Genomic DNA, 22,117 nt, shown 5'->3' on the forward strand with positions numbered 1-22,117 from the left:
AGGACCATTCGTGATTCGACAGGTGTTGCGCGCGGCATTGATGGCGCCGGTCGTGGCGTGGGCCTGCTCGGCCCCGACCCCCGACTACGACGTCCTCATCCGCGGGGGGATGGTCTACGACGGGTCCGAGGACCCGCCGCGCACGGCGGATGTGGCGATCGCCGGCGACACGATCGCGGGCATCGGCGACTTCGCCCCGGCCTCCGCCCGGACGACGATCGACGCCGCCGGGCTCGCGGTGTCCCCCGGCTTCATCAACATGCTCTCGTGGGGGACCGAATCGCTCATCGTCGACGGCCGTTCGCTGAGCGACATCCGCCAGGGCGTCACGCTCGAGGTGTTCGGCGAGGGTAACTCCATGGGGCCGCTGAATCCGCAGATGAAGGCGGATATGCTCGCCCGCCAGGGCGATGTGCGCTTCGAGATTCCGTGGACTTCGCTCGGCGAGTACCTGGACCACCTCGTGGAACGCGGCGTCGCAACCAACGTGGCCTCGTACGTCGGGGCCACAACCGTGCGCGTGCACGAGATCGGCCACGAGGACCGACCCCCGACGCCCGAGGAGCTCGGGCGGATGCAGGAGCTCGTGCGGGAGGCGATGCGCGAGGGCGCCGTCGGCGTCGGATCGTCGCTCATCTACGCGCCCGCCTTCTACGCCGATACGGATGAGCTCATCGCCCTCGCGAGCGCGGCCGGAGAGTTCGGCGGCGGCTACATCTCCCACCTGCGGAGCGAGGGGAACCGGCTCATCGAGTCCGTGGACGAGCTGATCTCGATCGCCCGGGAAGCCGGCGTGCGGGCGGAGATCTACCACCTGAAGGCCGCCGGGAGCGAGAACTGGGCGAAGCTGGACGAGGTCATCGAGCGTGTGGAGCGGGCGCAGGCGGAAGGACTCGAGATCACGGCAGACATGTACACCTACACGGCCGGCTCGACCGGGCTCGATGCGGCGATGCCGCCGTGGATCCACGAGGGCGGGCACACCGCGATGATCGCGCGGCTCCGCGACCCCGAGACGCGCGCGCGGATCGCGGCGGAGATGCGGACGCCCACGGACGAGTGGGAGAACCTGCTGCTCGCGGCCGGCTCCCCCGACCGCGCGCTCCTCGTCGGCTTCCGGCAGGATTCCCTCAAGTACCTGACGGGCCGGACGCTCGCGGAAGTGGCGGAGTCGCGCGGCACGGGCATCGAAGAGACCGCGATGGACCTCGTCGTGCAGGACGACAGCCGCGTGGGGACGGTCTATTTCATGATGTCCGAGGACAACGTGCGGCGTCAGGTCGCGATTCCGTGGGTGAGCTTCGGGTCCGACGCGGGATCGCTCGCCCCGGAGGAACCCTTCGTGCGCTCGAGCACGCATCCGCGCGCGTACGGCAACTTCGCGCGGCTCCTCGGCCGGTACGTGCGGGACGAAGGCATCATCCCGCTGGAGGAGGCGATCCGGAAACTCACGTCGCTGCCGGCCGCCAATCTCCGGCTGGAGGGGCGCGGCCGGCTGGCGCCCGGGTATTTCGCCGACGTCGTGATCTTCGACCCGGCGACGATCGCGGATCACGCGACGTTCGAGGAACCGCACCAGCTTGCGACGGGCGTGCGCGATGTGTTCGTGAACGGCGTGCATGTCCTGGCGGAGGAGGAGCCGACGGGCGCCACGCCCGGGCGCGTGGTCCGGGGCCCGGGGTGGGAGGGCGCCTCCCGCTGACGTGCTCGACACGCGGGCGACTCCGCGTGTCGTAAGGCGATCCTCGACCTTTCCGACGCAGTGTTGACGGAGTATGGCAGAGTTTATATAGTTAGTATATCGTTACTTATATAGTGTGCCCCGGAAGCCCATGAGCCTCGATCACATCCTTCTCGGCCTGCTGCGCGAGCCTGCGAGCGGGTACGACCTCAAGGACGCCTTCAGCGAGACCGTCGCGCACTTCTGGTCGGCCGAACTCAGCCAGATCTACCCCACCCTCAAGAGTCTCGAGGAGCGGGGCCTGCTGCGGAGCCGGCTCGAACCCTCGCCGAGGGGACCGGACCGCCGCGTCTACACGCTGACCGGGGACGGGCAGGAGGAACTGCGCCGCTGGGTGCGCAGCGAACCGGTGGTCGGCACGGAACGGTTCGCCTACCTCGCCCAGCTCTACTTCATGAGCGCGATCGACGATCTCTGCGAGACGCGTGCCTTCATGGCGGAGCTGCGCGACCGGCTGGCGGGCCGGCTGGCGGAACTGCGGACGATCGAACGGAAGATCTTCGCCGCGCACGGCGATCAGCCGGACCGATACAGCGACGACGGGTTTCACCGCTTCGCGACGCTGCGCATGGGCATCGATTCCATCGGTGCGAAGGTGACCTGGTGCGACCTCACGCTGGCGGCCATCGACCGGCGGCTCGCTTCCCCACCGGAGCCCGCGCCATGACCCCGCTGCTCGACGGGCTCCTCCGGATACACGTGGCCGCCGGCTTCGTGGGTCTCGCCGCGTTCTGGGTCCCGGTGGTCGCCCGCAAGGGTGGCCGGGCGCATGTGCGGGCGGGACTCGTCTACGCCTGGTGCGCCTACGTCGTGGCGGTGACGGCGGCCGTCGTGGGGGCGGGGCGTATCGCCACCCATTGGACTCAGGGCGTCGGCTTGGCGGAGCGACCCGACCTCTACGCCTTCCCCCTCTTCCTCGGCTACCTCGGCGTCGCGACATTCGCCCTGGTGCGCCAGGCGATGCGGGCCGTGGCCACCCGGCGCGCGCCGGAGACGCTGCGGACCCCGTTCCACGAGGCCGTCGCCTGGGCGTCGATCGCCGGCAGCGTCGTCGTCATCGCCTTCGCGCTCGGGGCGTGGTCCGGCCTCTCGCCGGTGCTGTTGGGGCTGAGCCCTGTCGGCCTCGTCACGGGGCGGAACATGCTGCGGCTCATGAAAAACCCCGGGGCGGAGCACATGGGCTGGTTCTACAGCCACATGGCGTCGATGCTCGGCGGCGGGATCGCCTTCCACACGGCGTTCTTCGTCTTCGGGGCGCAGCGCCTCTTCGCCTACGAGATCGCGGGAGCGCTCGGCATCGTGCCCTGGATCCTGCCGGCGATCATCGGCATTCCGGCCATCACCGTCTGGACCCGGTACTACCGGCGGAAGTTCAGGCCCGCCGCCCGCCGCGCGGCTCCCGGCTAGTTCCCGCGCGCGCTCCGGCTGGTGTCCGCGCGCGGCCCGGCTAGTTGCCGCGGGCGCCGCCGTCGAAGGCACGGCTGTCGGAAGCGCCCCAGCGGAGCCCCGTGTCCCAGTCGATATAGATGCCCATCGCCTGACCCTGTCCGCTCCGCGTCCGCGTCACGTGTCCCATGCCCTCGTAGAGACGCTGCGTGTCGGGCGAGAAGCCCCACTCCTCGAACGAGGTCACGTCGGGCAGCCACTGGTGGTGGATGCGCGGCGACTCGATGGCCCGGCCGAACTGCGACCCGGTCATCCCGTGGTCGACGACGTTGAGCACGACCTGCAGCGTGGTGTTGATGATCGTCCGCCCCCCCGGACTTCCGATCGCGAGCACCGGACGGCCGTCACGCGCGACGATCGTCGGTGTCATGCTGGACAGCGGTTGCTTCTCGGGCGCCACGAGGTTGGGCGGCGTCCCGATCGTGCCGCGCGAATTCGTGCGGCCGGGGATCGCGTTGAAGTCGCCGAGTTCGTTGTTCAGCAGAAAACCGGCCCCGGGGACGACGATGCTGGACCCGTAGCCGAACTCGAGCGTGTACGTGACCGCGACCGCGTTCCCGTCCGAGTCCACGACGGAATAGTGGGTCGTCTCCTCGCTCTCCTCGAGGAAGGCGCCGTTGAAGGCCGCCGAATCGCTCCTGGAAGCCCTCTCCGTGTCGATGCTCGCCCGCAGGAGACCGGCGTATTCCTTGGACGTCAGACGGTCGATCGGCATCTCCGGATTGAACTTCGGGTCGCCGAGGTGGAGGGCTCGGTCCGCGTACGAGCGCCGCATCGATTCGGTGAGCAGGTGCAGGTAGAGCGCCGAGTTGTGCCCGATCTCGGCCAGGTCGTACCCCTCGAGGATATTGAGCATCTCCACGAGCCCCGTGCCGCCCGAACTCGGCGGCGGCATCGAGTAGACGTCGTAGCCCCGGTACGTTCCGTGAATCGGGGTCAACTCGTCCGCCTCGTAGCGGGCCAGGTCCTCCTCCGTGATCAGGCCTCCGTGCTCGGCCATGAAATCGGCGAGCAGCTTCGCCGTCGTGCCGCGGTAGAAACCGTCGTGCCCGTCGCTCTGGATGCGGCGCAGCGTCTCGGCGAGGTCCGGCTGACGGAAGGTCTCCCCCGGCTCGTACATGCGGACGCCGTCCTTGAGGAAGGCCGCGCGGGTCGCATCATAGAGCGGCCCCGCCCGCCCGGGCAGGGAGCGGAGCCAGTTCTGCATCGCCCACGTGGAGGGCATGCCGTCCTCGGCCAGCCGGATCGCGGGCTCGACGAGATCCGCCCACGGCAGGCGGCCCAGCCGCTGGTGCGCCTTCCACATGCCGGCCACGGTGCCCGGCACGCCGACGGCGAGCAGGCCGATGTGGTTCGAGTTATCCCGGACCTCGCCGTTCTCGCCCAGGTACATGCGCTCCGTCGCCGAGAGCGCCGCCTTTTCGCGGAAGTTGAACGTCGTCACCTCGCCGTCCGCCCCGTGATACACGAGGAAGCCGCCACCACCCACGTTGCCGGCCGAAGGCAGCGTTACGGCCAGCGCGAAGGCGGTGGCCACGGCGGCGTCGACTGCGTTGCCGCCCCGGTTCAGGATCTCCTGGCCCGCTTCCGAGGCGAGGTAGTGGCTGCTCACGACCATGCCTCCGCGCGAGGGCGCGGCCATGCGGCCGGACTGGGCGGCGAGCGGCGCGAGGACGATGATGGCGATGGACGCGCTCAGGGCGAGGGTCCGGATGGCGAACGCGAACTTCCTGGGCATCAAGCGCCTCCTCTGCGGGTTTCGCGGGCAATGTCGCGCAGTCGCGCGCAATGTCGGGTGACCGCCCGCGGTCGGAAAGAGCGGCCGGGAAGGTGCACGGTCAATTCGAGGGCGGCACGATCGCGATCGCGCGCAGGGGGGCGCCGGACCCGCCCGAGATCTTCATGGGCAGGGCGATGACGGTGGCGCCGCGGGGCGGAAGGCGGTCGAGGTTCGTGAGATTCTCGAGACCCGGCGCATTCGCCGCGGCGACGATCTGGTGCACGATGAAGTCGGTGGAAGCCCCGTAGTCGATGGAAGCCACATCGGCTCCGAGGGCGGCGGCCCCTCGCTCCTCGACGAGGAGGCGCGCGGCGGCCTCGCCGTAACTTGGGAAGTGGAGTTGCGAGGCATCTCCGGGCGTGTCGTCGCCGAGGTATGAGAGGGCGTCGGGCCAGCGCGCGCTCCACCCCGTTCGGAGGAGAACGAGGCTCCCGGGCTCGATCAGGCCGTACTCCGCCTCGTGTGCCGCGACGTCGGCTGCGGTCAGTCGATAGTCCGCATCTTCGGCCGCCTGAGCCGTGATATCGATCACGATCGCCGGACCGATGAGCCGCCCGAGCGGGATCGATGCGACGTCAGGCCCTCCCTCGAGGAAATGGATGGGGGCATCGATGTGGGTGCCGCCGTGCTCGGCCGTCGCGAGGGAGTAGGCGGAGTAGAAGTAGCCGGCCTCGGTCTCCCCGAAGGCCAGTTCCTGCAGCGCGAACCCTGCCGTGTCCGTCGGCCAGTAGACCGTCTCGTCGCCGAAGGCGTGGCTGAGATCGACGAGGCTGTAGCCCTCCAGATCGAGCGGTCCCGGAGCTTCGCCGCCCGGGTGTGCCGAGGCGGCCGACGTGTCGCCGGGGGTCTCCACCCACACCGAACAGGCCGCCGCCACGCCCCCGATGAGGGCCGCTGCCGCCGCGCGCGAAAGCTCCGAGATCGCCATGTTTCTCCTCCCTTCCCTCCTGTGCCTTACGGGACGTCGCCCGAAACCTGAAAGTGGCGACTCGCGGTTGGCGAAGCGAGATTCGCGCATGCGCAGGATCACTCGGGGCCTCCTCATCGTCTTCCTTGCCTCCCTCGGCTATGGGGCCCTGCCGATCTTCGCCAAGCTCGCGCTCGCCGAGGGAGTCGAGGTGCTGCCGCTGCTCGCCTGGCGCTTCCTGCTCGGGAGCGGGCTGCTGTGGATCTTCGTGGTCGCCACCGGGCGGCCCCGGCCCCCGCGAGGACGACGGACCGGTCTCGTCCTCCTCGGTCTGCTGTACGCGTTCAACTCTGTGTGCTACATGCTCGGGCTCGACCGCCTGCCGGCGTCGGTCGCGACGCTCGTTCTGTTCAGTTATCCGGCGATGACCGTGCTCCTGTCGCGGCTCTGGGTCGGCGAACGGCTGACTCCGCGTCGCATCGCCGCCCTGGCGCTCACGACCATCGGGTGCGCGCTGACCGTTGGAGCCGGACTCGGAGGGGGGGACCCGCTGGGCGTGGGGCTCGTTTTGCTCGCGGTCGTGTTCCTGGCGGCGTGGATCGTGCGGAGCCATGGGGTCTTCGCCGGGCTGCCGCCCATCTCCGCGACGGCCACGGCGCTGACGTCCACCGCGTTAGCGATCTCGGTGACCGGGCTGGCTACCGGCGGAATCGGGGTGCCGCTCACGCCCGCCCCGCTTCTCCTCCTCGGGGCGATCGGCCTCTTCTCGACCGCCGTCCCGATCACGGCCTTCCTCATCGGGATCCAGTGGATCGGCCCGGGCAGGGCGGCGACCGCCGCGACCATGGAGCCCGCGGTGACGCTCGCGCTCGCCGCCGCCGTGCTCGGCGACCGCCTCTCGGCCGCGCAGTGGCTCGGCGCCGCGCTCATCCTCGCCGGGGTCATCTCGCTTCGGCTGGAGCCTCGATCGGATATCGCCGATGGCCATCCCTAGCAGGCCGTGACGGCACTCCAACCATCCGGGCGCAAGGCGCGTCTCAAGATCGAAACAGGAACGCGGACCAGGACGTGATCGAACCGAACGGTAAATCCCGGGAGCTCGGGCCGGACGCGCGGGCGGAGGGGCAACCTTCCGCCGGCGTCGAGGCGGACGTGCGGGCGGCGACGTTCGGGGATGCCGAGGCGTTCGAGCGTCTCTACCGCGCCCACGTGTCGCGGGTGTACGGGCTCGCGTGCCGAATGGCCGGGAGCGAGCGGGCGGACGAACTCACGCAGGACGTCTTCGTTCGGGCGTGGGAGAAGCTCGGGACGTTCCGCGGGGAATCGGCCTTCAGTTCGTGGCTGTACCGGTTGGCGGTGAACCTCCTGTGCAGCCGGCTGCGAGCGCTGAAGCTGCAGAGGGAACGGGAGATGGCGAACGAGATTCCCCTGGCGTTGGCCCGGGCGCGCCGAGACAGCATCGAGATCCGTCTCGACTTCGAGGTTGCGCTCGAACGGCTCCCGGATGGGGCGCGCGAGGTCTTCGTCCTGCACGACGTCGAGGGTTACAAGCACCGCGAGATCGCGGAGATGATGGAGATCACGCCCGGGACTTCGAAGTCCCAGCTGCACCGGGCACGGATGATTCTGAGACGGCACCTGGACAGGTAGTTGAGCCGATGACAGATCGAGAACAGCGGAAGGATCGCTTTCGGGACCGTCTTTCCGAGTACATCGACGGCAACCTCGGCGTCGAGGAGGAGGTCCTGATCGAGCGGCACCTGGAGCGCTGCGAGGACTCCGCCCGAACGCTCGCGGAGCTCGAGGCCGTGGTGGACCGGGCCGCGAGCCTCGGGCCGCGCGAACCGGCCGAGGATCTCTGGCCCGGCATCGCGGAGCGGATCGGCGTCCGGCCCGCCAGGCTCGCGGGCGTGGCGCCCGACACCTCCGAAGCGCCAACCCGAAGGAGGCCGCCCGTCCGCTTCATCGCGCGTTTCGCGCCGCAGCTCGCGGCCGGCATCGCGCTGGCGTGGCTCTCCGGGGCCCTCGTGTGGACGGCCGTGACGCGGGACCACATCGCGGGGATCCCGGGCACGGCGGGCACCTCCCCGGTAATCGGCGCTCCGTCGCTCCTGCCGCCGTCCGTGCAAAGCGCCTCGACGCTTCAAGGCGACGGATCGAGCGCCGAGGAATACGCCCGTCTGATCGCTGAACTCGAGCGCGTGCTGTTCGACTCGGAGCGGCCGCTGCCGCCGGAGACCGTGGCGCGTATCCGGCGCGCTCTCGTGACGATCGACCGGGCCATCGAGGACGCGCGAGCCGCGCTGCTCGAGCTGCCCGATGACCCCTACATACAGCAACACATGGAGAACACTATGCGACGCAAGTCGGAGTTCCTTGCCCAGGCCGTACAGCTCGCGGCGACAGACTGATGGCCCCGGCGACGGTTTTCCTGGCGGTCCTCGCAGCGACAAGCCCCGGCGAGCGCGACACGACGTTCGTCGTGCCCGAGGGCGCGCGCATCGAGATCGAACACCGCGACGGAGACATCCGCGTGATGGGCGCGAACAGCCGCGAGGCGCGGGTCGTGCTCGACGACGATGACGGCAGGATTCGCGTGCAGTCCTCGGGTGGCACGATTCGGCTCGGCACGAACCGGGGCGGCGACGGCGCGGACTTGCTCATCTGGCTTCCGGAGGACGTCGAGGTGAGCGTGGCTGGACACGAGGGCGACATCACGGTCGCGGGCATCGCCCGGGGTGCGGTGTCTGTGAGAACGGCGGATGGAGACGTGGGGATCGATGGGGCCGGCAGCGTCAGCGTCGCCACGCTGGACGGCGGCGTGACGATATCGAACGCCGGATCCGCGACGGTCAGCGTGACGGACGGCGACGTGTGGCTCGACCAGGTCGCCGGGAGCATCAGCGTAAGCGGGATCGACGCCGACGTCGTCGTCACGAATACCGACACCCGCGCCGTCGCGGTCACGGTCGTGGACGGCGATGTCTGGTACGACGGCGCCGTTCAGGCGGACGGCAGCTACTCGCTCAGCACCCACGACGGCGATGTGACGTTCGCCGTCCCGGAGAACGCCGGCGCCCGCGTCTCCGTGTCCACCTTCGATGGAGAACTCGTCCCCTCGTTCCCCATCCAGTTCCGCGGAGGCCGTCTGCGGGGCGGCGAGTTCACGGTCGGGGACGGCTCCGCCGCCGTGACGCTGAAGTCGTTCGACGGAGACATCCTCCTCATCCGGCCGGGGGAGCGCACCCCCGACCTCGAACTCGAGTAACAGCGAATCCACGAAACCGGGAGCAGCGTGATGCGAAAAACAGTGCGACAACTCGCCGCGGCGGCGGCATGGCTCATGATCTGGGGGGCTGCGGAAACGCAGGCCCAGGATTTCGAATGGCAGGGGTCCGTGGATCGCGGAGACGCGGTCACGATCCGGGGCGTGAACGGGTCAATCACGGCGAGCGCCGCGAGCGGCAGCCAGGTACAGGTGCGGGCCACGAAGGAATGGGATGATGACGATCCGGATTCGGTCCGCATCGAGGTGGTGGAGGATTCGCGCGGCGTGCTGATCTGCGCCGTCTACCCCTCGAGGCGCGGGCGGGACCCGAACCGGTGCGGCCGGGGCGACGCCTACGAGATGAATGTCCGAAACAATGACGTGAAGGTGCATTTCACGGTCGAGGTTCCGGCCGGTGTCGAACTGGAGGCCCGGAGCGTGAACGGAGAGATCGAGGCGCGCGGGATCGCCGATGACGTGGAGGCGCGAACGGTAAACGGCGGGATCGCGATCGAAAGCGCCGGACCGGTGTCCGCCGAGACCGTGAACGGATCGATCGAGGCGCGGCTGGGAAGCGGGCCTTCCGAAGACCTCCGCTTCAAGACGGTGAACGGGGGGATCCGGCTCGTGCTCCCGAACGGGACCGATGCCGACGTCGACATCCGGACGGTCAACGGCGCCATCGACACGGATTTCCCGCTCACCATCCGCGGGCGCTGGGGCCCCAGGTCCGCCTCCGGCGAGATCGGTGCCGGTGGACCGGAAATCGAACTCAGCACGGTGAACGGGAGCATCGCCCTCGTCCGCGGCGGCTGAAACGCTCGGTGAAACGAGCGTTCAGCCGAGGGTCGTAGCGAACGTGGGCGCCCGGCGCTGCTGCGTGGCCTGCTCGTAGGCGTAGGCGATCCGCAGCAGCGTGGGCTCCGTCCAGGCCGGACCGAAGAAGGAGACCCCCGTCGGAAGCCCCTTCACGAACCCCATCGGCACCGTGATGTCCGGGTAGCCGGCGATCGCGGCGGGCGCGGCTGACGACCCCCCGTCGAGCCTGTCGCCCTTGATGTGGTCGGTCGGCCACGGGAGGTCCCGCGTCGGGGCGATGATCGCATCGAGGCCGTGTTCGCGGGCAAGACGGTCGATCCCATCCTCCCGGTTTGCCTGCTGAATCGTCGCCTTCGCGTTCAGGTATTCGGGGTCCGTGAGCGGTCCCCTCGCCTGGGAGGCGATCAGGCGCTCCTGGCCGAAGTGCTGCATCTCCCGGTCGGCGTTGCGCTCGTTGAAGTCGATGACCTCGGCGAGGCTCTTCACGGGGGCGTCCGGACCCAGCCCGGCGAGATAGGCGTTGAGATCGGCCTTGAACTCGTATTCAAGCAGGACGAGCGAGAGCGGGTCGTTCCAGGCGGCCGCGTCCATGTTCGCGGAATCGATGATGACCGCGCCCTCCGCCCGCATCGCCTCGACCGCCTCGTCGAACAGCGCCAGTACGCGCGGATCGAAGCCCGGGAAGCTGCGCACGACCCCGATGCGGGCGCCCTGAAGCCCCGCCGGATCGAGGAACTGCGTGTAGTCGGCATGCCCGCGGCCCTCGCTCCCGGCGGTGGCGGAATCCCGGGGATCGACGCCGATGCACGCGCCGAGCAGGATGGCGGCGTCGCGGACCGTCCGGCACATGGGTCCCGCGGTGTCCTGTGAATGGGAAATGGGGATAACCCCGGCTCGGCTCCAGAGCCCGACCGTCGGCTTGATCCCCACGATCCCGTTGCTCGAGGAGGGACACATGATGGAGCCGCCCGTCTCCGTCCCCACCGTGAGCGCGCACAGGTTCGCCGACGCCGCGACGCCGGAGCCGGAACTCGAACCGCACGGATTCCGGTCGAGCGCGTAGGGGTTCCGGCACTGGCCGCCGCGCGCGCTCCATCCGCTCGTCGCCCTGATGCCCCTGAAATAGGCCCACTCGCTCAGGTTCGCCTTGGCGAGGATTACGGCGCCCGCCTCGCGCAGCCGGGCGGCGATGAACGAGTCCTGCGGCGGGACCGAACCCTCCAGCGCCAACGACCCGGCCGTCGTCGTCATCCGGTCGTGCGTATCGAGGTTATCCTTGAGCGCGACCGGGATCCCGTGCAGCGGGCCGCGCACGTTGCCGGCGGCGCGCTCCGCGTCGAGTTCATCCGCGATCGCGAGCGCGTCGGGGTTCGTCTCGATGATCGAACGCAGTGCGGGCCCCTGCCCGTCCAGCGCCTCGATCCGTTCCAGGTACATCTCCGCGATCGAACGGGCCGTGCGCTCGCCCGACGCCATGCTCGCCTGGAGCTGATCGACCGTCGCCTCGTCCAGTTCGAACGGCGGCACCGCCGTCGCGCCGGCCTCCTCCCCGGCCCCGGCGCCCGCCGAGTCGCCGTCGGACGCGCAGCCCGACACGGCCGCCACGGCCCCCAGTCCGCCGGCCACGCTGGCCCCGATAAAGCCTCGTCGATCGATCATCGCGGTCCCCTTTGGCCTCCTGTCACTTCTCACGCCGACACTGCTCCGCTCAGAAGTCGTACCGCACCCGCACGAGCGCGAGCCTTCCCAGCTCCGGTGCACCGACGAACTCCCGGTGGCGGTTGTTCAGCAGATTGTACACGGTCAGCTCGACACGGGCGTTCGTCTGGAAGGGCAGCTGATAGCCCCCGGACACGTCGAGAACGTGATAGGCATCCACCATGCCGGCGAAGACGCCCGAAGCCATGGCGAAGGCATCGGCGAAGCGCCAGCGCCCATTCAGGAAGAGGCCTGCGGCTCGATCGGTGAACGCGACCCCGATCGAGCCCTTGTGGCTCGGTGCGTTGAGCGTCAGGTCGTCCGATCCGGGGCAGTGTTCGTCCTCGTCGAAGTCGAAGCACTCCGTGCTCTGGAACGAATAGGCCGCCGAAAGGCTCAGCCGGTCGGAGGCCAGGATGCGGGCGGACAGGTCGACGCCCCAGTAGCTGGCCGACCCGAAGTTGCGCGCGGCCATCAGCAGATCTGCGGAGTCCACCTGATCCGGGGTCACGGCACCGACCGGAACCGCGGCGAGCCCGGCAGCCAGCTCGGTGACCTGATCGGGAGTGATCTGCCCCGCCTGAATGAGCGGAGCAAGCCGGCTCGTGAGGAAGGCGCCGACCGAAGCGGGATCCAGAAAGACATTGGGAGATTCGACCTTGAGCGGGCCAACGAAATTCTCGACGTTGGCCAGGTACAGGTCCGCCGCCAGACTCACGCGATCCCTGATCAACCCCTTGTACCCGACCTCGAAGCTGTTGAACACCGTGGGCACGAGTTCGGGAAGGTCGGCGGGGCCGGTGTCGAGGGGGAAGATCTCGCCGCCTGAACCCAGGGCGTTCGGGTCCAGGCGACGGAAGACCGTGCCCAGCTGGGGGTCGGCGGGGAGACGCCCGGGCTCCAGCAGGAAGTCGTGCAGGGTCCGCGGGGCCAACTGCGTGATCAGCGCGTCCCAGAACAGCGCCGCGCTCGCAGGAAGCTGGCCGGGGCGGAACGGGGAGCGCATGCAGTGCCCCATGAGCCCGCCCGGACACCGGTCGGCGAAGGTCAGGCCGCCGGCCGGAACGCCGAACGCCCGCAGCGTGTAGCCGACGCCCGGCGCGACCGGGATCGCTCCGGTCGGGAGGTCCAGGAACAGGCTGGAGGTTGAAGGCGTCGCGAAGGCCCGATTATAGGTCAGGCGCAGGTTCTGGTCCTGGGCGGGCCGGAAGACCAGGGCGGCGCGGGGAGAGATGTTCACCCCGGCCAGCCGGTTGTGGTCGTCGACCCGCAGGGCCGTGACAAGATCCATCCGGTCGCCGAGGCGCGTCTCGGAGTGCAGGTACGCACCCCTCTCGATCAGTATGTCGTCGTCCTCGTTGCGCCCGTAAATCGTGCCCTCCGAACGGGGTTCGACGCGCTGCCAGTCGACGCCGTAGGTGAAGCTCTGCCCGTCGCCCAGATCGAGGCCGTGCTGCAATTGGGCGGCCATCGTGCGTGACCGGTCGACGATGAGTTCCCCGCTGCGCAACAGGTAGCTGTTGTCGCCCGAGTGCGTCTGGTTGAGGAAGACCTGCCCGAACAAACGGCCCTTGAGCAGCCTTGCCTGGCCGTAGCGGTACTGCCAGTCGTGCGTCTGCGCGGAGCCGACGGTGGTGAGGTTGATGCTGCTCAGCGAGTTGTTGAGCCCACCCGAGAGGATGAACTCCCCGTCGCCGGCAAATCGATAGTCGGCGCGAAGATCGGCAAAATAGCGCTCGTTGACCGGATCGCGGACGCCGATGCGCGGATGCCCCGGGTTCTGCTCCCGAGCCGAGACCTCCCAGGGATCCACGTACTCCCAGTCGTCGCCCCGAAGATACTGGCCGGAGACCTTCAGACCGAAGCGCTCCGACACCCGGTGGGCGCTCCGGCCGAGAAACTGGAAGAGCGACCGCTCGCCGCCGCCCAGGGTCACCGTCGATCCGGGCCTGTCGATCGGGGAGTGTGTGATGATGTGCATGACGCCCTCGGCCGCGTTGGGGCCGTAGAGCGCCGCACCCGGGCCGCGCGCCAACTCGATCCGCTCGATATCCATGTCCGTCGTCGGGATCATGTTTATGGCGTTGATCCTGAGCGCCGGAATGCGCGCATAGCGGTTGTCGACGATGCTCAGCAGGCGTCCGGAAGAGACGTTATTGAATCCCCGCACGACCACGTAACTCTGTGTGAGTCCGGTGGATGCCATGTCGACGCCCGGGAGCGTCCTGATGTGGTCGGCGGGCGTGCGCGAGATCAGGCGGGAAATCTCTTCGCCACTGAGCGTCGAGATCGAGGCCGGCGCGTCGAGTTCCTTCTCCTCCCTCCGCGAGACCGTCACCACGAGTTGGTTGAGCGTCAACGCCCGGGAGCGGAGTTCGATGGTTACGGAGACGGCACCGCCCGCGTCTACGGTCACACCATCGGTTCGCGACGTCTCGTACCCGATCCGGGTCACCAGAACGGAATGCGTGCCGGCGGGCACGGAGAGGCGGAAGGCGCCGGATTCGTCGCTGGCGACCGGGCCGTCCGGCTGGCCCAGAGCCTGGACGGAAGCATTCGTCACCGGTGCGCCCGTTTCCATGTCGGTGACACGGCCGGTGATGGTCCCCTGCTGCGCGGCGACCGGGGTGAAGGACGCCGCGAACAGGGCCGCGACCAGGACATTTCGGGCCAGCGCAGATCGCGGGTTCATTGCTTCCTCCAGTCGCAGGGTCCCGCAGCGAGCCTGAGCAGGCGCCGCGACTCAGAACCCGTCATCGGTGATGATGAGCATGCCGAGCCCGCGCAGCGTCTCGTTGAGCGCCGCGACGTCCGTCCGCACCAGCTCCTCCAGCTCGGCCAGGTGTGCCTCCAGCGCATCGTGGAGGATCACCTTCACCTCCATCTCCTGGTCCGTGGGCCGGAAGTCCGCGATGGAGAGCGCACCGACCAGGTAGCCGAGCTTCTGGAGGAGCCGCGCCTCGAAGCGGACGCCGTCCTGCCCCTGCCCCGTGAGCCGCAGGTCGACCATCGTCTCCTGCAGGTCGATCAGCTTCTGCCGCAGGTCCTCGACCGATGCGGAGAGATCCTCATCCTCCGCGAACCGCGCCAGCGTCCTCAGCTGCACGCGCATCGCCTCCACCCGGTGCACCGCATCGCCCGCCCGCACGACATCCTCACGCACCTCGCGAATGAAGGCGAGTTGCTCGGCGATCTCCGCCTCCGTTCCCGCCGAATGCGGGTCCTTGAGGACCGTCAGCGGTTGCTCGTGCGTCGCCCCGTCCACCGAGAGGCGCACCGTGTACTGCCCCGGCGGCATGAGAATCGAGATCTGCTGCCCGCCAGGCGCAGGCCTCCCCTCGTCGCCGACCTCGATATGTTCGGCGTACCTGGGCGACGTGAGCATCCGGATCGGCTCGTTGGGTTCATCCCGGAGGTCCCAGTGGATCCGGCTCACGCCCGCCCGGTTCGGCCCCTCCAGCGTGCGCACGACCGTCCCCGACCCGTCCAGAATCTCGATCGTCGGCGCCTCCGAAGCCTCCGCCGCGAGCCAGTAGTTGAGCGAGGCGCCGTACTGCGGATCCTCGCCGATCGTGGGATCGTCGTACGGGATCGAGGGCGGCGTGATGGGCCGGAAGCGGTACGCATCGCGCGGCGCGAACAGGTGCGAGGCCGAGGCCATCACCTCCGGCGTCATCTGCTGGATCGGCGACAGGTCGTCGAAGATCCAGAACCCGCGCCCGTACGTGCCCACCACGAGATCGTTGAAGTGCTCCTGGACGACGATCCCCGACACGGGCGCCGCCGGCAGGTTGTTCTGCAGCGGCTGCCAGTCGTCCCCGTCGTTGAAGGAGACGTAGATCGCGTTCTCCGTTCCCACGTAGAGCATCCCCCGCCGCACCGGATCCTCGACGATGATCTTCGTGTAGCTCAGCATGCTGGGCGGGATCCCGTCGGTGATCTTCTCCCACGAGGCGCCGAAGTCGCGCGTCCGGTAGACGTGCGGGTCGCGGATGTTCACCTGATGGCCGTCCGCCGCGATGTAGGCCGTGCCCGCGTCGTAGCGGGAGGGCGCGATGCTGCGCACGGCGATCCACTCCGGAAGCCCGGCGACGTTGCCCGTCACGTCCGTCCAGTTCTCTCCGCCGTCGCGGGTGATGTGGAGCTTGCCGTCGTTCGTCCCCGCCCAGATGAGCCCCGCCTCGATGGGCGACTCCGCGATCCCGAACACGGTGCCCGCGTACTCGACGCCGATATTGTCGCCCGTGAGCCCGCCCGAGAGTCCCATTCGGCTCCGGTCGTTCAGCGTCAGGTCCGGGCTGATGACCTCCCAGCTCTGCCCGCGGTTCCGCGTGCGGTGGACGTGCTGGCTCCCCACGTAGACCGTCTCGTTGTCGTGCGGCGAAATGTGGACCGGCGCGTCCCATATGAAGCGGTAGCGCACGCCGGAGGCCGGCCCGCGGCTCTGCTCCGGCCACACCTCGACGGGCCGGTACTGCCGGCGCTCCTCCTCGTAGCGGACGACGATCCCGCCCACCATCCCCGACCCCGAGGCCGAGGACCACACGACGTTCGGATCGGTCGGGTCCGGCGTGGCGAAGCCGCTCTCGCCGCCCCCGACGTGGTGCCACATGCCGCGCGGGATGTGGTTGATGCGCCGGACGCCGAGGATCCGGCTGTTGCTGGGGCCGCGATACGTCGGCTCATCCTGCTTGTTCCCGAGCACGTTGTAGGGGACCGCGTTGTCCACCGTCACGTGGTACATCTGCGCGTTCGTGAGCCGCTGACGGAACCACGTCTTCGTGCGGTTGATCGAGATCGAGAGCCCCTGGTCGTGCGCCACGATCATGCGGTCCGGGTTCGTGGGATCGATCCACATGTCGTGGTGGTCGCCCCCCGGCGCCTGCGCCCGCGGGATCACGTCCAGCGTGCGTCCCCCGTCCGTCGACACCGTGAACGAGGCGGTGAGGAAGTAGGCCTCGTCCTCGTCATCCGGCGAGATCACGACGCGCGAGTAGTAGTGCGGCCGCCCCATCGCATTGCGGTTGCGCGTGATGAGCGCCCACGTCCGGCCGCCGTCCTCGGAGCGCCACAACTGGCCGTCCTCGGTGGGCTGGCCGTCCCAAGGGATCCCGTCCCCCGTCTCGAGCATCGCGTACACCCGCTGCGTGTTCGAGGCGGCGATCGCCACGGCCACCTTGCCGACCGGCTTCTTCGGCAGGCCGATCGTGTTGTCGGGCCCGTTCAGTTTCTCCCACGTGTCCCCGCCGTCGCGCGAGACGTGGAGGCCGCCGCCGGGACCGCCGCTCGTTCGCCCCCAGGTGTGGATCTCGAGCTGCCAGGTGCCCGCGAAGAGGACGCGCGGGTTCGTCGGGTCCATCGCGATGTCCGAGCACCCCGTGTCCTCGTCGATGAAGAGGACGTGCTCCCAGCTCTCTCCGCCGTCGGTGGTGCGGTAGACGCCGCGCTCCGGCTGCGGCCCGTAGGAGTGGCCCAGCGCGCACACGTAGACGATGTCCGGGTTCGTCGGATGGATGACGAGGCGCGGGACCCGTCCCGTGGGCTCGAGCCCCATGAGCGTCCAGGTCTCTCCCGCGTCCGTCGACTTGTAGACGCCCTGACCGATGGAGACGTGGCTCCGGATCTTCCCCTCTCCCGTCCCCGTCCAGACGATGTTGGGATCCGTGGGAGAGACGGCGAGCGACCCGATCGACTGCACCGGCTGGTCGTCGAACATCTCGTCCCAGTTCACGCCGCCGTCCGTCGTCTTGTAGATCCCGCCCGAGGCCGCGCCCACGTAGTAGGTGTACGGCTGGCCGGGGATCCCCGCCGCCGCGCTGAAGCGATTCCCCTCGGGACCGATGTTCCGCCACCGGAGCGTCTCGTAGGCGGCCGGATCGGGAGCGGACTGCGCCGCCAGCGGTGCGACGGCCGGAAGGGAGAGGATGAGAAGCGCGAAAAACGCGCAGAAAGGTCGGACGCGCATGTTGTGCCTCGCCGGGTTGAACTGGACGAATGCCGGAAATGTGCCGGGCAAGCACGGTGCGCCGGACGAGCCCGGCTGACAAGACCCGCCGGCCCCTTTCGGAGAAACGGGATACCGTGCCTCGAAAGTGGCTGCGGTCCGCCCGCGGGCCTATCGTGAGTCTACCATGTCACTTCCCTACATCACTTGGCAGGATGCCCTCCAGATGCCGGAGGACGGACGTCGCCACGAAGCGATCGATGGCGAGTTGTACGGCACGCCGGCTCCGAGCACGCGCCACCAGCTTGTCAGCGGATGTCTCCTCACCGCGCTGGGACACGTCCTGGACAAGCCGGGATACGGCGAGACGTTCATCACCATGACGGCCGTCGAGTTCCCGGAGACGCGCGAAGGCGTCATGCCGGACCTCATGTTCGTGTCCAACGAACGACGAGGGATCATCACGGAGGACTGGCTCGTGGGCGCGCCGGACCTGGTGATCGAGATCACTTCTCCAGTAACGGAAGACCGGGATCGCGGGATCAAGCTCGACTTGTACAGGAGGCAGGGAGTCCGCGAGTACTGGATCGTCAATCCCGACGAGGATGTCGTTGACGTATGGCGGTTCGGGGAGGAACCCGAGGAGGAACGCTTCAAGACGGAGCTACCCGTACGGCTTGGTGCGGATCAGGTGGGCACGATCGACCTGGACGTCGTTTTCTCGCGAGACTTGTTCCGGTCCCACGAAAGCGTGGCTCGCAGAAGCGGTACACGGTGCTCCGTTGAGGGCAGGATGATGAAGCCGGCGATCATAGGCTCGGACTTGGAGACGACTCCCGCCCGGAGCTATGACGTGCCGACCATGGAAATCCCCTCGATCACTTGGCAGGACGTCCAGCAGATTCCGGACGACGGCAATCGCTACGAGGCGATCGAGGGCAGTAGCTACATGACCCCCGCCCCTACGTTCCGTCATCAGCGCGTAGGCCACCGGCTCGGCAAGGCGCTCGACCGGATCCTGGAAGAGCCCGGACACGGAGTCGTAGTGTCCGCGCCTTTGGGGGTCGAGTTCCCCGCCACCGGAGAAGGTGTGCAGCCCGACCTGCTGTTTGTCTCCAACGAGCGGCGCGGACTCATTGCCAACGCGGGTCTCACGGGAGCGCCGGATCTCGTCGTCGAGATCCTCTCTCCCTCCACCGCCAGCCGTGACCGGGGCCTCAAGCTCCGCCTCTACGAGCGTCAGGGTGTTCGCGAGTACTGGATCGTGGATTCCGACAAGAACACCGTCGACGTGTGGCGGTTCGGGGAGGATCCCGCGCACGAGCGCTTCACGAACACCCTCCCGGTCAGACTCGGAACGGAAGAGGTCGGCTCGATCGACCTGGAAGCCGTCTTCGCCCCCGACCTGTAATCGCGCCGTCGGATCCGGTGCTATTCGGGGCCGCGTTCCATCACGTGGCCTGAGCTACCGAATATGTGCTGGACCGTGATGTCGAGGCCGGACGCTCCCGCCAGCTTGCCATCGGCCGTAAGCAGTGGCACTCGGTACGAATGAGCAGTTGCAACGTAGAACGCATCGTATGCGCTGACGTTGTGACGGTAACGCCAAGCCACGCGGGTCAAGGCCTGATGGGAAATGCGGTCGACGGGCCAACGAGCCAAGTCGGTGACCGCGGTGAGCGCACGAGATTCGTCGAGACGCCCCAGCAGCACTGCTTTCCTCAGCGCTGACGCCACTTCGACGTCCATGAGTTCCGGAGCAATCAGAGCGGCGCTGTCCAGCGTATCGGCCGCAGCGAGGCCGAGCGGTGTCCGCAGGAGGTATTCGACGGCTACTGAGGCGTCGACGACGTACCGGGTCACTCGGCGCCGGCGTCGCGCATGCCGCGTTCCTCCCTGATCAGCGTCGCGGCCTGGACACCGAGATCCGTCGTCGGCTGCCGGCGCAGGTGCTCCCGCCACTCGCATCGCGCCAACTCGCGCTCGATTGCGGCCAGCACGAAGGCGCTCATGGTGCAATTGTTCTCCCGTGCCTGCCGACGCAGCCGTTCGTGGACGGCCTCCGGTACGTTTTTCACCTGTAGATTGGCCATGGCATGACATTAGCATGCTGTTGTCATGCCTGCAAGTACTTCCACGTGGAGCCAGCTTGCGCGCCTCGGTCGCGTACTTTGGCGTGGACAGGATCCACCAACGCCCGCTGGCCTGCGCCTACTGCCGGACCTCCATCAGATCCAGACGTCAGACTCGGCAGTGAGGTCGCCGCGTTCTTCGCCGGTGTTCACGACGCCGCGGGGTTCGACGACGATGAGCTTGACCTCTTCCTCGGCAACCGGGCGGTGCCGCACGCCGCGCGGGACCACGTAGAGTTCGCCGGGGCCGATCTCGACGGCGCCGTCGGGGAGGTCGATCCGGAGCGTGCCCTCGAGGACGAAGAACGCCTCGTCTGTGTCCGCGTGGTCGTGCCACACGAACTCGCCCTTCACCCGCACGATCTTGAACTGGTAGTCGTTGACTTCGGCCACGACCCGCGGCTGCCAGTAGTCGGGCAGCTTGCCGAACTTCTCCTCCAGGTTGACGGCTTCCTTCATCCTCGACTCTCCGCTCCGTGGTTCGCTTCGGTCGTCACTTGAGCCTCCCGCAGGTCCATATCCCGATCTCCATGAGCAACACAACGATGCGTCATACCGAGTCACGGTATGCCTCGTAGGTGCGGGGTGTCGAGCGGGAGCGTCGAGCCGGAATTGCTCGCGGCTCATTCCGGCCCCGCCAGAGGGGCGGCATTGCGGTTGAGAGCTGGATGAGCAGGGGCCGGACCGTGGGGTTGGACTTTGGTTTCACCCCCGCCCGGAGCTATGATGTGCAGACCATGCCGCAATCCTCGACCGCACCCCTCACCTGGCTCGACGCCCAGCGAATGCCGGACGACGGCAACCGTTACGAAGTCATCGGGGGCAAGCTGTACGTGACCCCCGCACCCTCGATCCGCCACCACCGCATCACCAGACGGCTCTTCCGCGCCCTCGATCCTCTGCTCGTGAAGGCAGGACGCGGAGAGCTGTTCTGGGCACCCGTCGGGGTTGAGTTCCCGGTCACGGGCGAGGGAGTCGAGCCCGACCTGATGTTCGTGTCCGCCGAGCGGAGGGGGATCGTGGGGAAGGACTGGATCCGGGGCGCGCCCGATCTGGTGGCCGAGATCCTCTCCCCCTCCACGGCCCGCCGCGACCGGAGCAAGAAGCGGGACCTGTACGAGCGCCACGGCGTGCCCGAGTACTGGATCGTCGATCCGGACGCGAACGCCGTGGATGTGTGGCGCTTCGGTGAAGATCCCGAGCACGAGCGCCACACGACAACGCTCCCCGTGCGGCTCGGCTCGGAGCGCCTCGGCACCATCGACCTGCGGGACGTCTTCCGCCCCGACTCCTGAAAATCCGATACCGCAAGCGGGTGGAAGCCGCTTACCGGCACTTTTTTCGCGACATGGAGATCGATCCGGAGACGGGGACGACGACGCGGCAAGCCGACCGGAAGTTCGCGGCCTATCCGTACATCGGCTCGCGGTACGGCACGGATCCAGATGTAAGGAGGCTCCTCGTTGTCGGACTCGACATCGGGTCGGACGAGACACCGGGTCGACTCCAGCACTTCGAGGAGAGGCGTCAAGCCATCGAGTGCACGCCGTTGCCTGAACTCAACGCGCATATCGCAGGCACGTACTTCACGGCCCTGAAGTACGCCTGCCCCGGCCAGGGCTGGGACCAAGTCAAGGACCGCGACCAGACCTGCAGAGCTATCCTGAAGGACGGTCACGCACTCGGAAGCAATCCGCTGTCGTACGTTGCCCTGACGAACTTCTACAAGTGGGTGACGAAGAACCGGGGGAAAAAGGGGGGCGGTCAGGATCGCACGCACGTCGACCGCCATCTGGAGACCAAGTTGCTCCTGGAAGAAGTACGCCTCCTTGCGCCGCACGTCGTCGTGTTCCAAGGCGCGGTCTTCGCCAAGCCTCGATTCCGACGAATCCCCAGTTCCGTCGATCGGCTTGGCGTCGAATGGCACGTGCTCCTGCATCCCTCCAACCGAGAACGTGGCGGGCGGTGGCCAAAGGAAACGACACGTCCAATACTGGGCAGCACGGATGCGAAGGATGATTCATCCCCGCCTTCACGGGCCGTCATGGACCACCCGGTGCCGCAGTCAGGAGGGACGGGGCGCTACGGGGGGCTCTTCAGGGACGATGCGTTGGTATTGGGCCTGATCGCTTTGGAAGGCCAGAATCAAGCGGTCCGACTCCACGACGTGGTGGCCCATGTACTCGAGCAGGGGTACGCCGGGCCGCGTGGCGGGAAGGGCTCCGCCATCTACTTTGCATGTCGCTGGCTGGCGAAGCACGGGAAGCCGGTCCGCGGCTTCGTCATCACATCTCCGCGCCGTGGCTACTACCGCCTCGACAAGGCGACGAGTGCTCAAATTGCGGCATGGAGTACCGACGCGCGTGGATCGTGACCAGTGTT

The 22,117-nt window shown here is 68.2% G+C and carries 19 protein-coding genes; 11 read left to right on the forward strand and 8 right to left on the reverse strand.

Translation table 11 applies throughout. The features are described from left to right. Positions 1-40 precede the first annotated feature (40 nt). From RN729_RS10045 to RN729_RS10055, 3 genes are all read left to right on the forward strand, one after another. The gene (locus tag RN729_RS10045) at positions 41-1,702 is read left to right on the forward strand and encodes a D-aminoacylase (protein WP_343218919.1); all 1,662 of its coding nucleotides are present in this window, start codon (positions 41-43) and stop codon (positions 1,700-1,702) included. Between the two features lie 130 nt (positions 1,703-1,832). Then, the gene (locus RN729_RS10050) at positions 1,833-2,408 is read left to right on the forward strand and encodes a PadR family transcriptional regulator (RefSeq protein WP_310784390.1); all 576 of its coding nucleotides are present in this window, start codon (positions 1,833-1,835) and stop codon (positions 2,406-2,408) included. Then, complete coding sequence (locus RN729_RS10055) at positions 2,405-3,148, forward strand: hypothetical protein (protein ID WP_310784392.1); 744 nt, start codon at positions 2,405-2,407, stop codon at positions 3,146-3,148. Before RN729_RS10050 ends, RN729_RS10055 begins: the two co-directional genes overlap by 4 nt. Before the next feature lie 40 nt (positions 3,149-3,188). Here the strand turns inward: RN729_RS10055 and ggt are convergent, their stop codons facing one another. Then, entirely contained in the window at positions 3,189-4,925 is a 1,737-nt protein-coding gene (ggt, locus tag RN729_RS10060; RefSeq protein ID WP_310784394.1) for a gamma-glutamyltransferase, read from the reverse strand. Between the two features lie 100 nt (positions 4,926-5,025). After that, the gene (locus RN729_RS10065) at positions 5,026-5,895 is read right to left on the reverse strand and encodes a cyclase family protein (RefSeq protein ID WP_310784396.1); all 870 of its coding nucleotides are present in this window, start codon (positions 5,893-5,895) and stop codon (positions 5,026-5,028) included. An 88-nt stretch (positions 5,896-5,983) separates the two neighbouring features. Between RN729_RS10065 and RN729_RS10070 the strand changes: the two genes are divergently transcribed. The 5 genes from RN729_RS10070 to RN729_RS10090 all read left to right on the forward strand — a co-directional run bounded on the left by RN729_RS10070 (position 5,984) and on the right by RN729_RS10090 (position 9,958). Then, the gene (locus RN729_RS10070; RefSeq protein ID WP_310784398.1) at positions 5,984-6,868 is read left to right on the forward strand and encodes a DMT family transporter; all 885 of its coding nucleotides are present in this window, start codon (positions 5,984-5,986) and stop codon (positions 6,866-6,868) included. A gap of 74 nt (positions 6,869-6,942) precedes the next feature. Continuing rightward, positions 6,943-7,524 (forward strand): RNA polymerase sigma factor, encoded by a 582-nt coding sequence (locus RN729_RS10075; RefSeq protein ID WP_310784400.1) that lies wholly within the window; start codon positions 6,943-6,945, stop codon positions 7,522-7,524. Positions 7,525-7,532: 8 nt separating this feature from the next. Further along, a complete protein-coding gene (locus tag RN729_RS10080) occupies positions 7,533-8,285 on the forward strand; it encodes a zf-HC2 domain-containing protein (RefSeq protein ID WP_310784402.1) in 753 nt (250 codons plus the stop codon). After that, positions 8,285-9,142: a DUF4097 family beta strand repeat-containing protein gene (locus tag RN729_RS10085; protein ID WP_310784404.1), complete on the forward strand. Its 858-nt coding sequence runs from the start codon at positions 8,285-8,287 to the stop codon at positions 9,140-9,142. The genes RN729_RS10080 and RN729_RS10085 overlap by 1 nt, the downstream gene beginning before the upstream one ends. 30 nt (positions 9,143-9,172) lie before the next feature. Beyond that, the gene (locus RN729_RS10090; RefSeq protein WP_310784405.1) at positions 9,173-9,958 is read left to right on the forward strand and encodes a hypothetical protein; all 786 of its coding nucleotides are present in this window, start codon (positions 9,173-9,175) and stop codon (positions 9,956-9,958) included. Positions 9,959-9,979: 21 nt separating this feature from the next. Here RN729_RS10090 and RN729_RS10095 read toward each other — a convergent pair whose 3' ends face one another. Genes RN729_RS10095 through RN729_RS10105 form a run of 3 tightly spaced genes read right to left on the reverse strand, consistent with a single transcriptional unit; the run spans position 9,980 to position 17,624 of the window. After that, the gene (locus RN729_RS10095) at positions 9,980-11,620 is read right to left on the reverse strand and encodes an amidase (RefSeq protein WP_310784407.1); all 1,641 of its coding nucleotides are present in this window, start codon (positions 11,618-11,620) and stop codon (positions 9,980-9,982) included. A gap of 49 nt (positions 11,621-11,669) precedes the next feature. Beyond that, positions 11,670-14,351: a TonB-dependent receptor gene (locus tag RN729_RS10100; protein WP_310784409.1), complete on the reverse strand. Its 2,682-nt coding sequence runs from the start codon at positions 14,349-14,351 to the stop codon at positions 11,670-11,672. 51 nt (positions 14,352-14,402) lie between these two features. Next, complete coding sequence (locus RN729_RS10105; RefSeq protein ID WP_310784411.1) at positions 14,403-17,624, reverse strand: hypothetical protein; 3,222 nt, start codon at positions 17,622-17,624, stop codon at positions 14,403-14,405. A gap of 166 nt (positions 17,625-17,790) precedes the next feature. Between RN729_RS10105 and RN729_RS10110 the strand changes: the two genes are divergently transcribed. Continuing rightward, complete coding sequence (locus RN729_RS10110; protein ID WP_310784413.1) at positions 17,791-19,014, forward strand: Uma2 family endonuclease; 1,224 nt, start codon at positions 17,791-17,793, stop codon at positions 19,012-19,014. 20 nt (positions 19,015-19,034) lie between these two features. On the opposite strand, the gene RN729_RS10115 is transcribed toward RN729_RS10110, so the two are convergent. The 3 genes from RN729_RS10115 to RN729_RS10125 all read right to left on the reverse strand — a co-directional run bounded on the left by RN729_RS10115 (position 19,035) and on the right by RN729_RS10125 (position 20,194). Continuing rightward, positions 19,035-19,466: a type II toxin-antitoxin system VapC family toxin gene (locus RN729_RS10115; RefSeq protein WP_310784415.1), complete on the reverse strand. Its 432-nt coding sequence runs from the start codon at positions 19,464-19,466 to the stop codon at positions 19,035-19,037. Then, positions 19,463-19,696: a YlcI/YnfO family protein gene (locus RN729_RS10120; RefSeq protein WP_310784417.1), complete on the reverse strand. Its 234-nt coding sequence runs from the start codon at positions 19,694-19,696 to the stop codon at positions 19,463-19,465. The genes RN729_RS10115 and RN729_RS10120 overlap by 4 nt, the downstream gene beginning before the upstream one ends. A 135-nt stretch (positions 19,697-19,831) precedes the next feature. Beyond that, a complete protein-coding gene (locus RN729_RS10125; protein ID WP_310784419.1) occupies positions 19,832-20,194 on the reverse strand; it encodes a cupin domain-containing protein in 363 nt (120 codons plus the stop codon). A gap of 209 nt (positions 20,195-20,403) precedes the next feature. Between RN729_RS10125 and RN729_RS10130 the strand changes: the two genes are divergently transcribed. Beyond that, a complete protein-coding gene (locus tag RN729_RS10130; protein WP_310784421.1) occupies positions 20,404-21,030 on the forward strand; it encodes a Uma2 family endonuclease in 627 nt (208 codons plus the stop codon). Positions 21,031-21,050: 20 nt separating this feature from the next. Beyond that, entirely contained in the window at positions 21,051-22,109 is a 1,059-nt protein-coding gene (locus RN729_RS10135) for a hypothetical protein (protein ID WP_310784423.1), read from the forward strand. The last annotated feature ends 8 nt before the right edge of the window (positions 22,110-22,117 follow it).

This window comes from Candidatus Palauibacter polyketidifaciens (assembly GCF_947581785.1).
GTDB lineage: Bacteria > Gemmatimonadota > Gemmatimonadetes > Palauibacterales > Palauibacteraceae > Palauibacter > Palauibacter polyketidifaciens.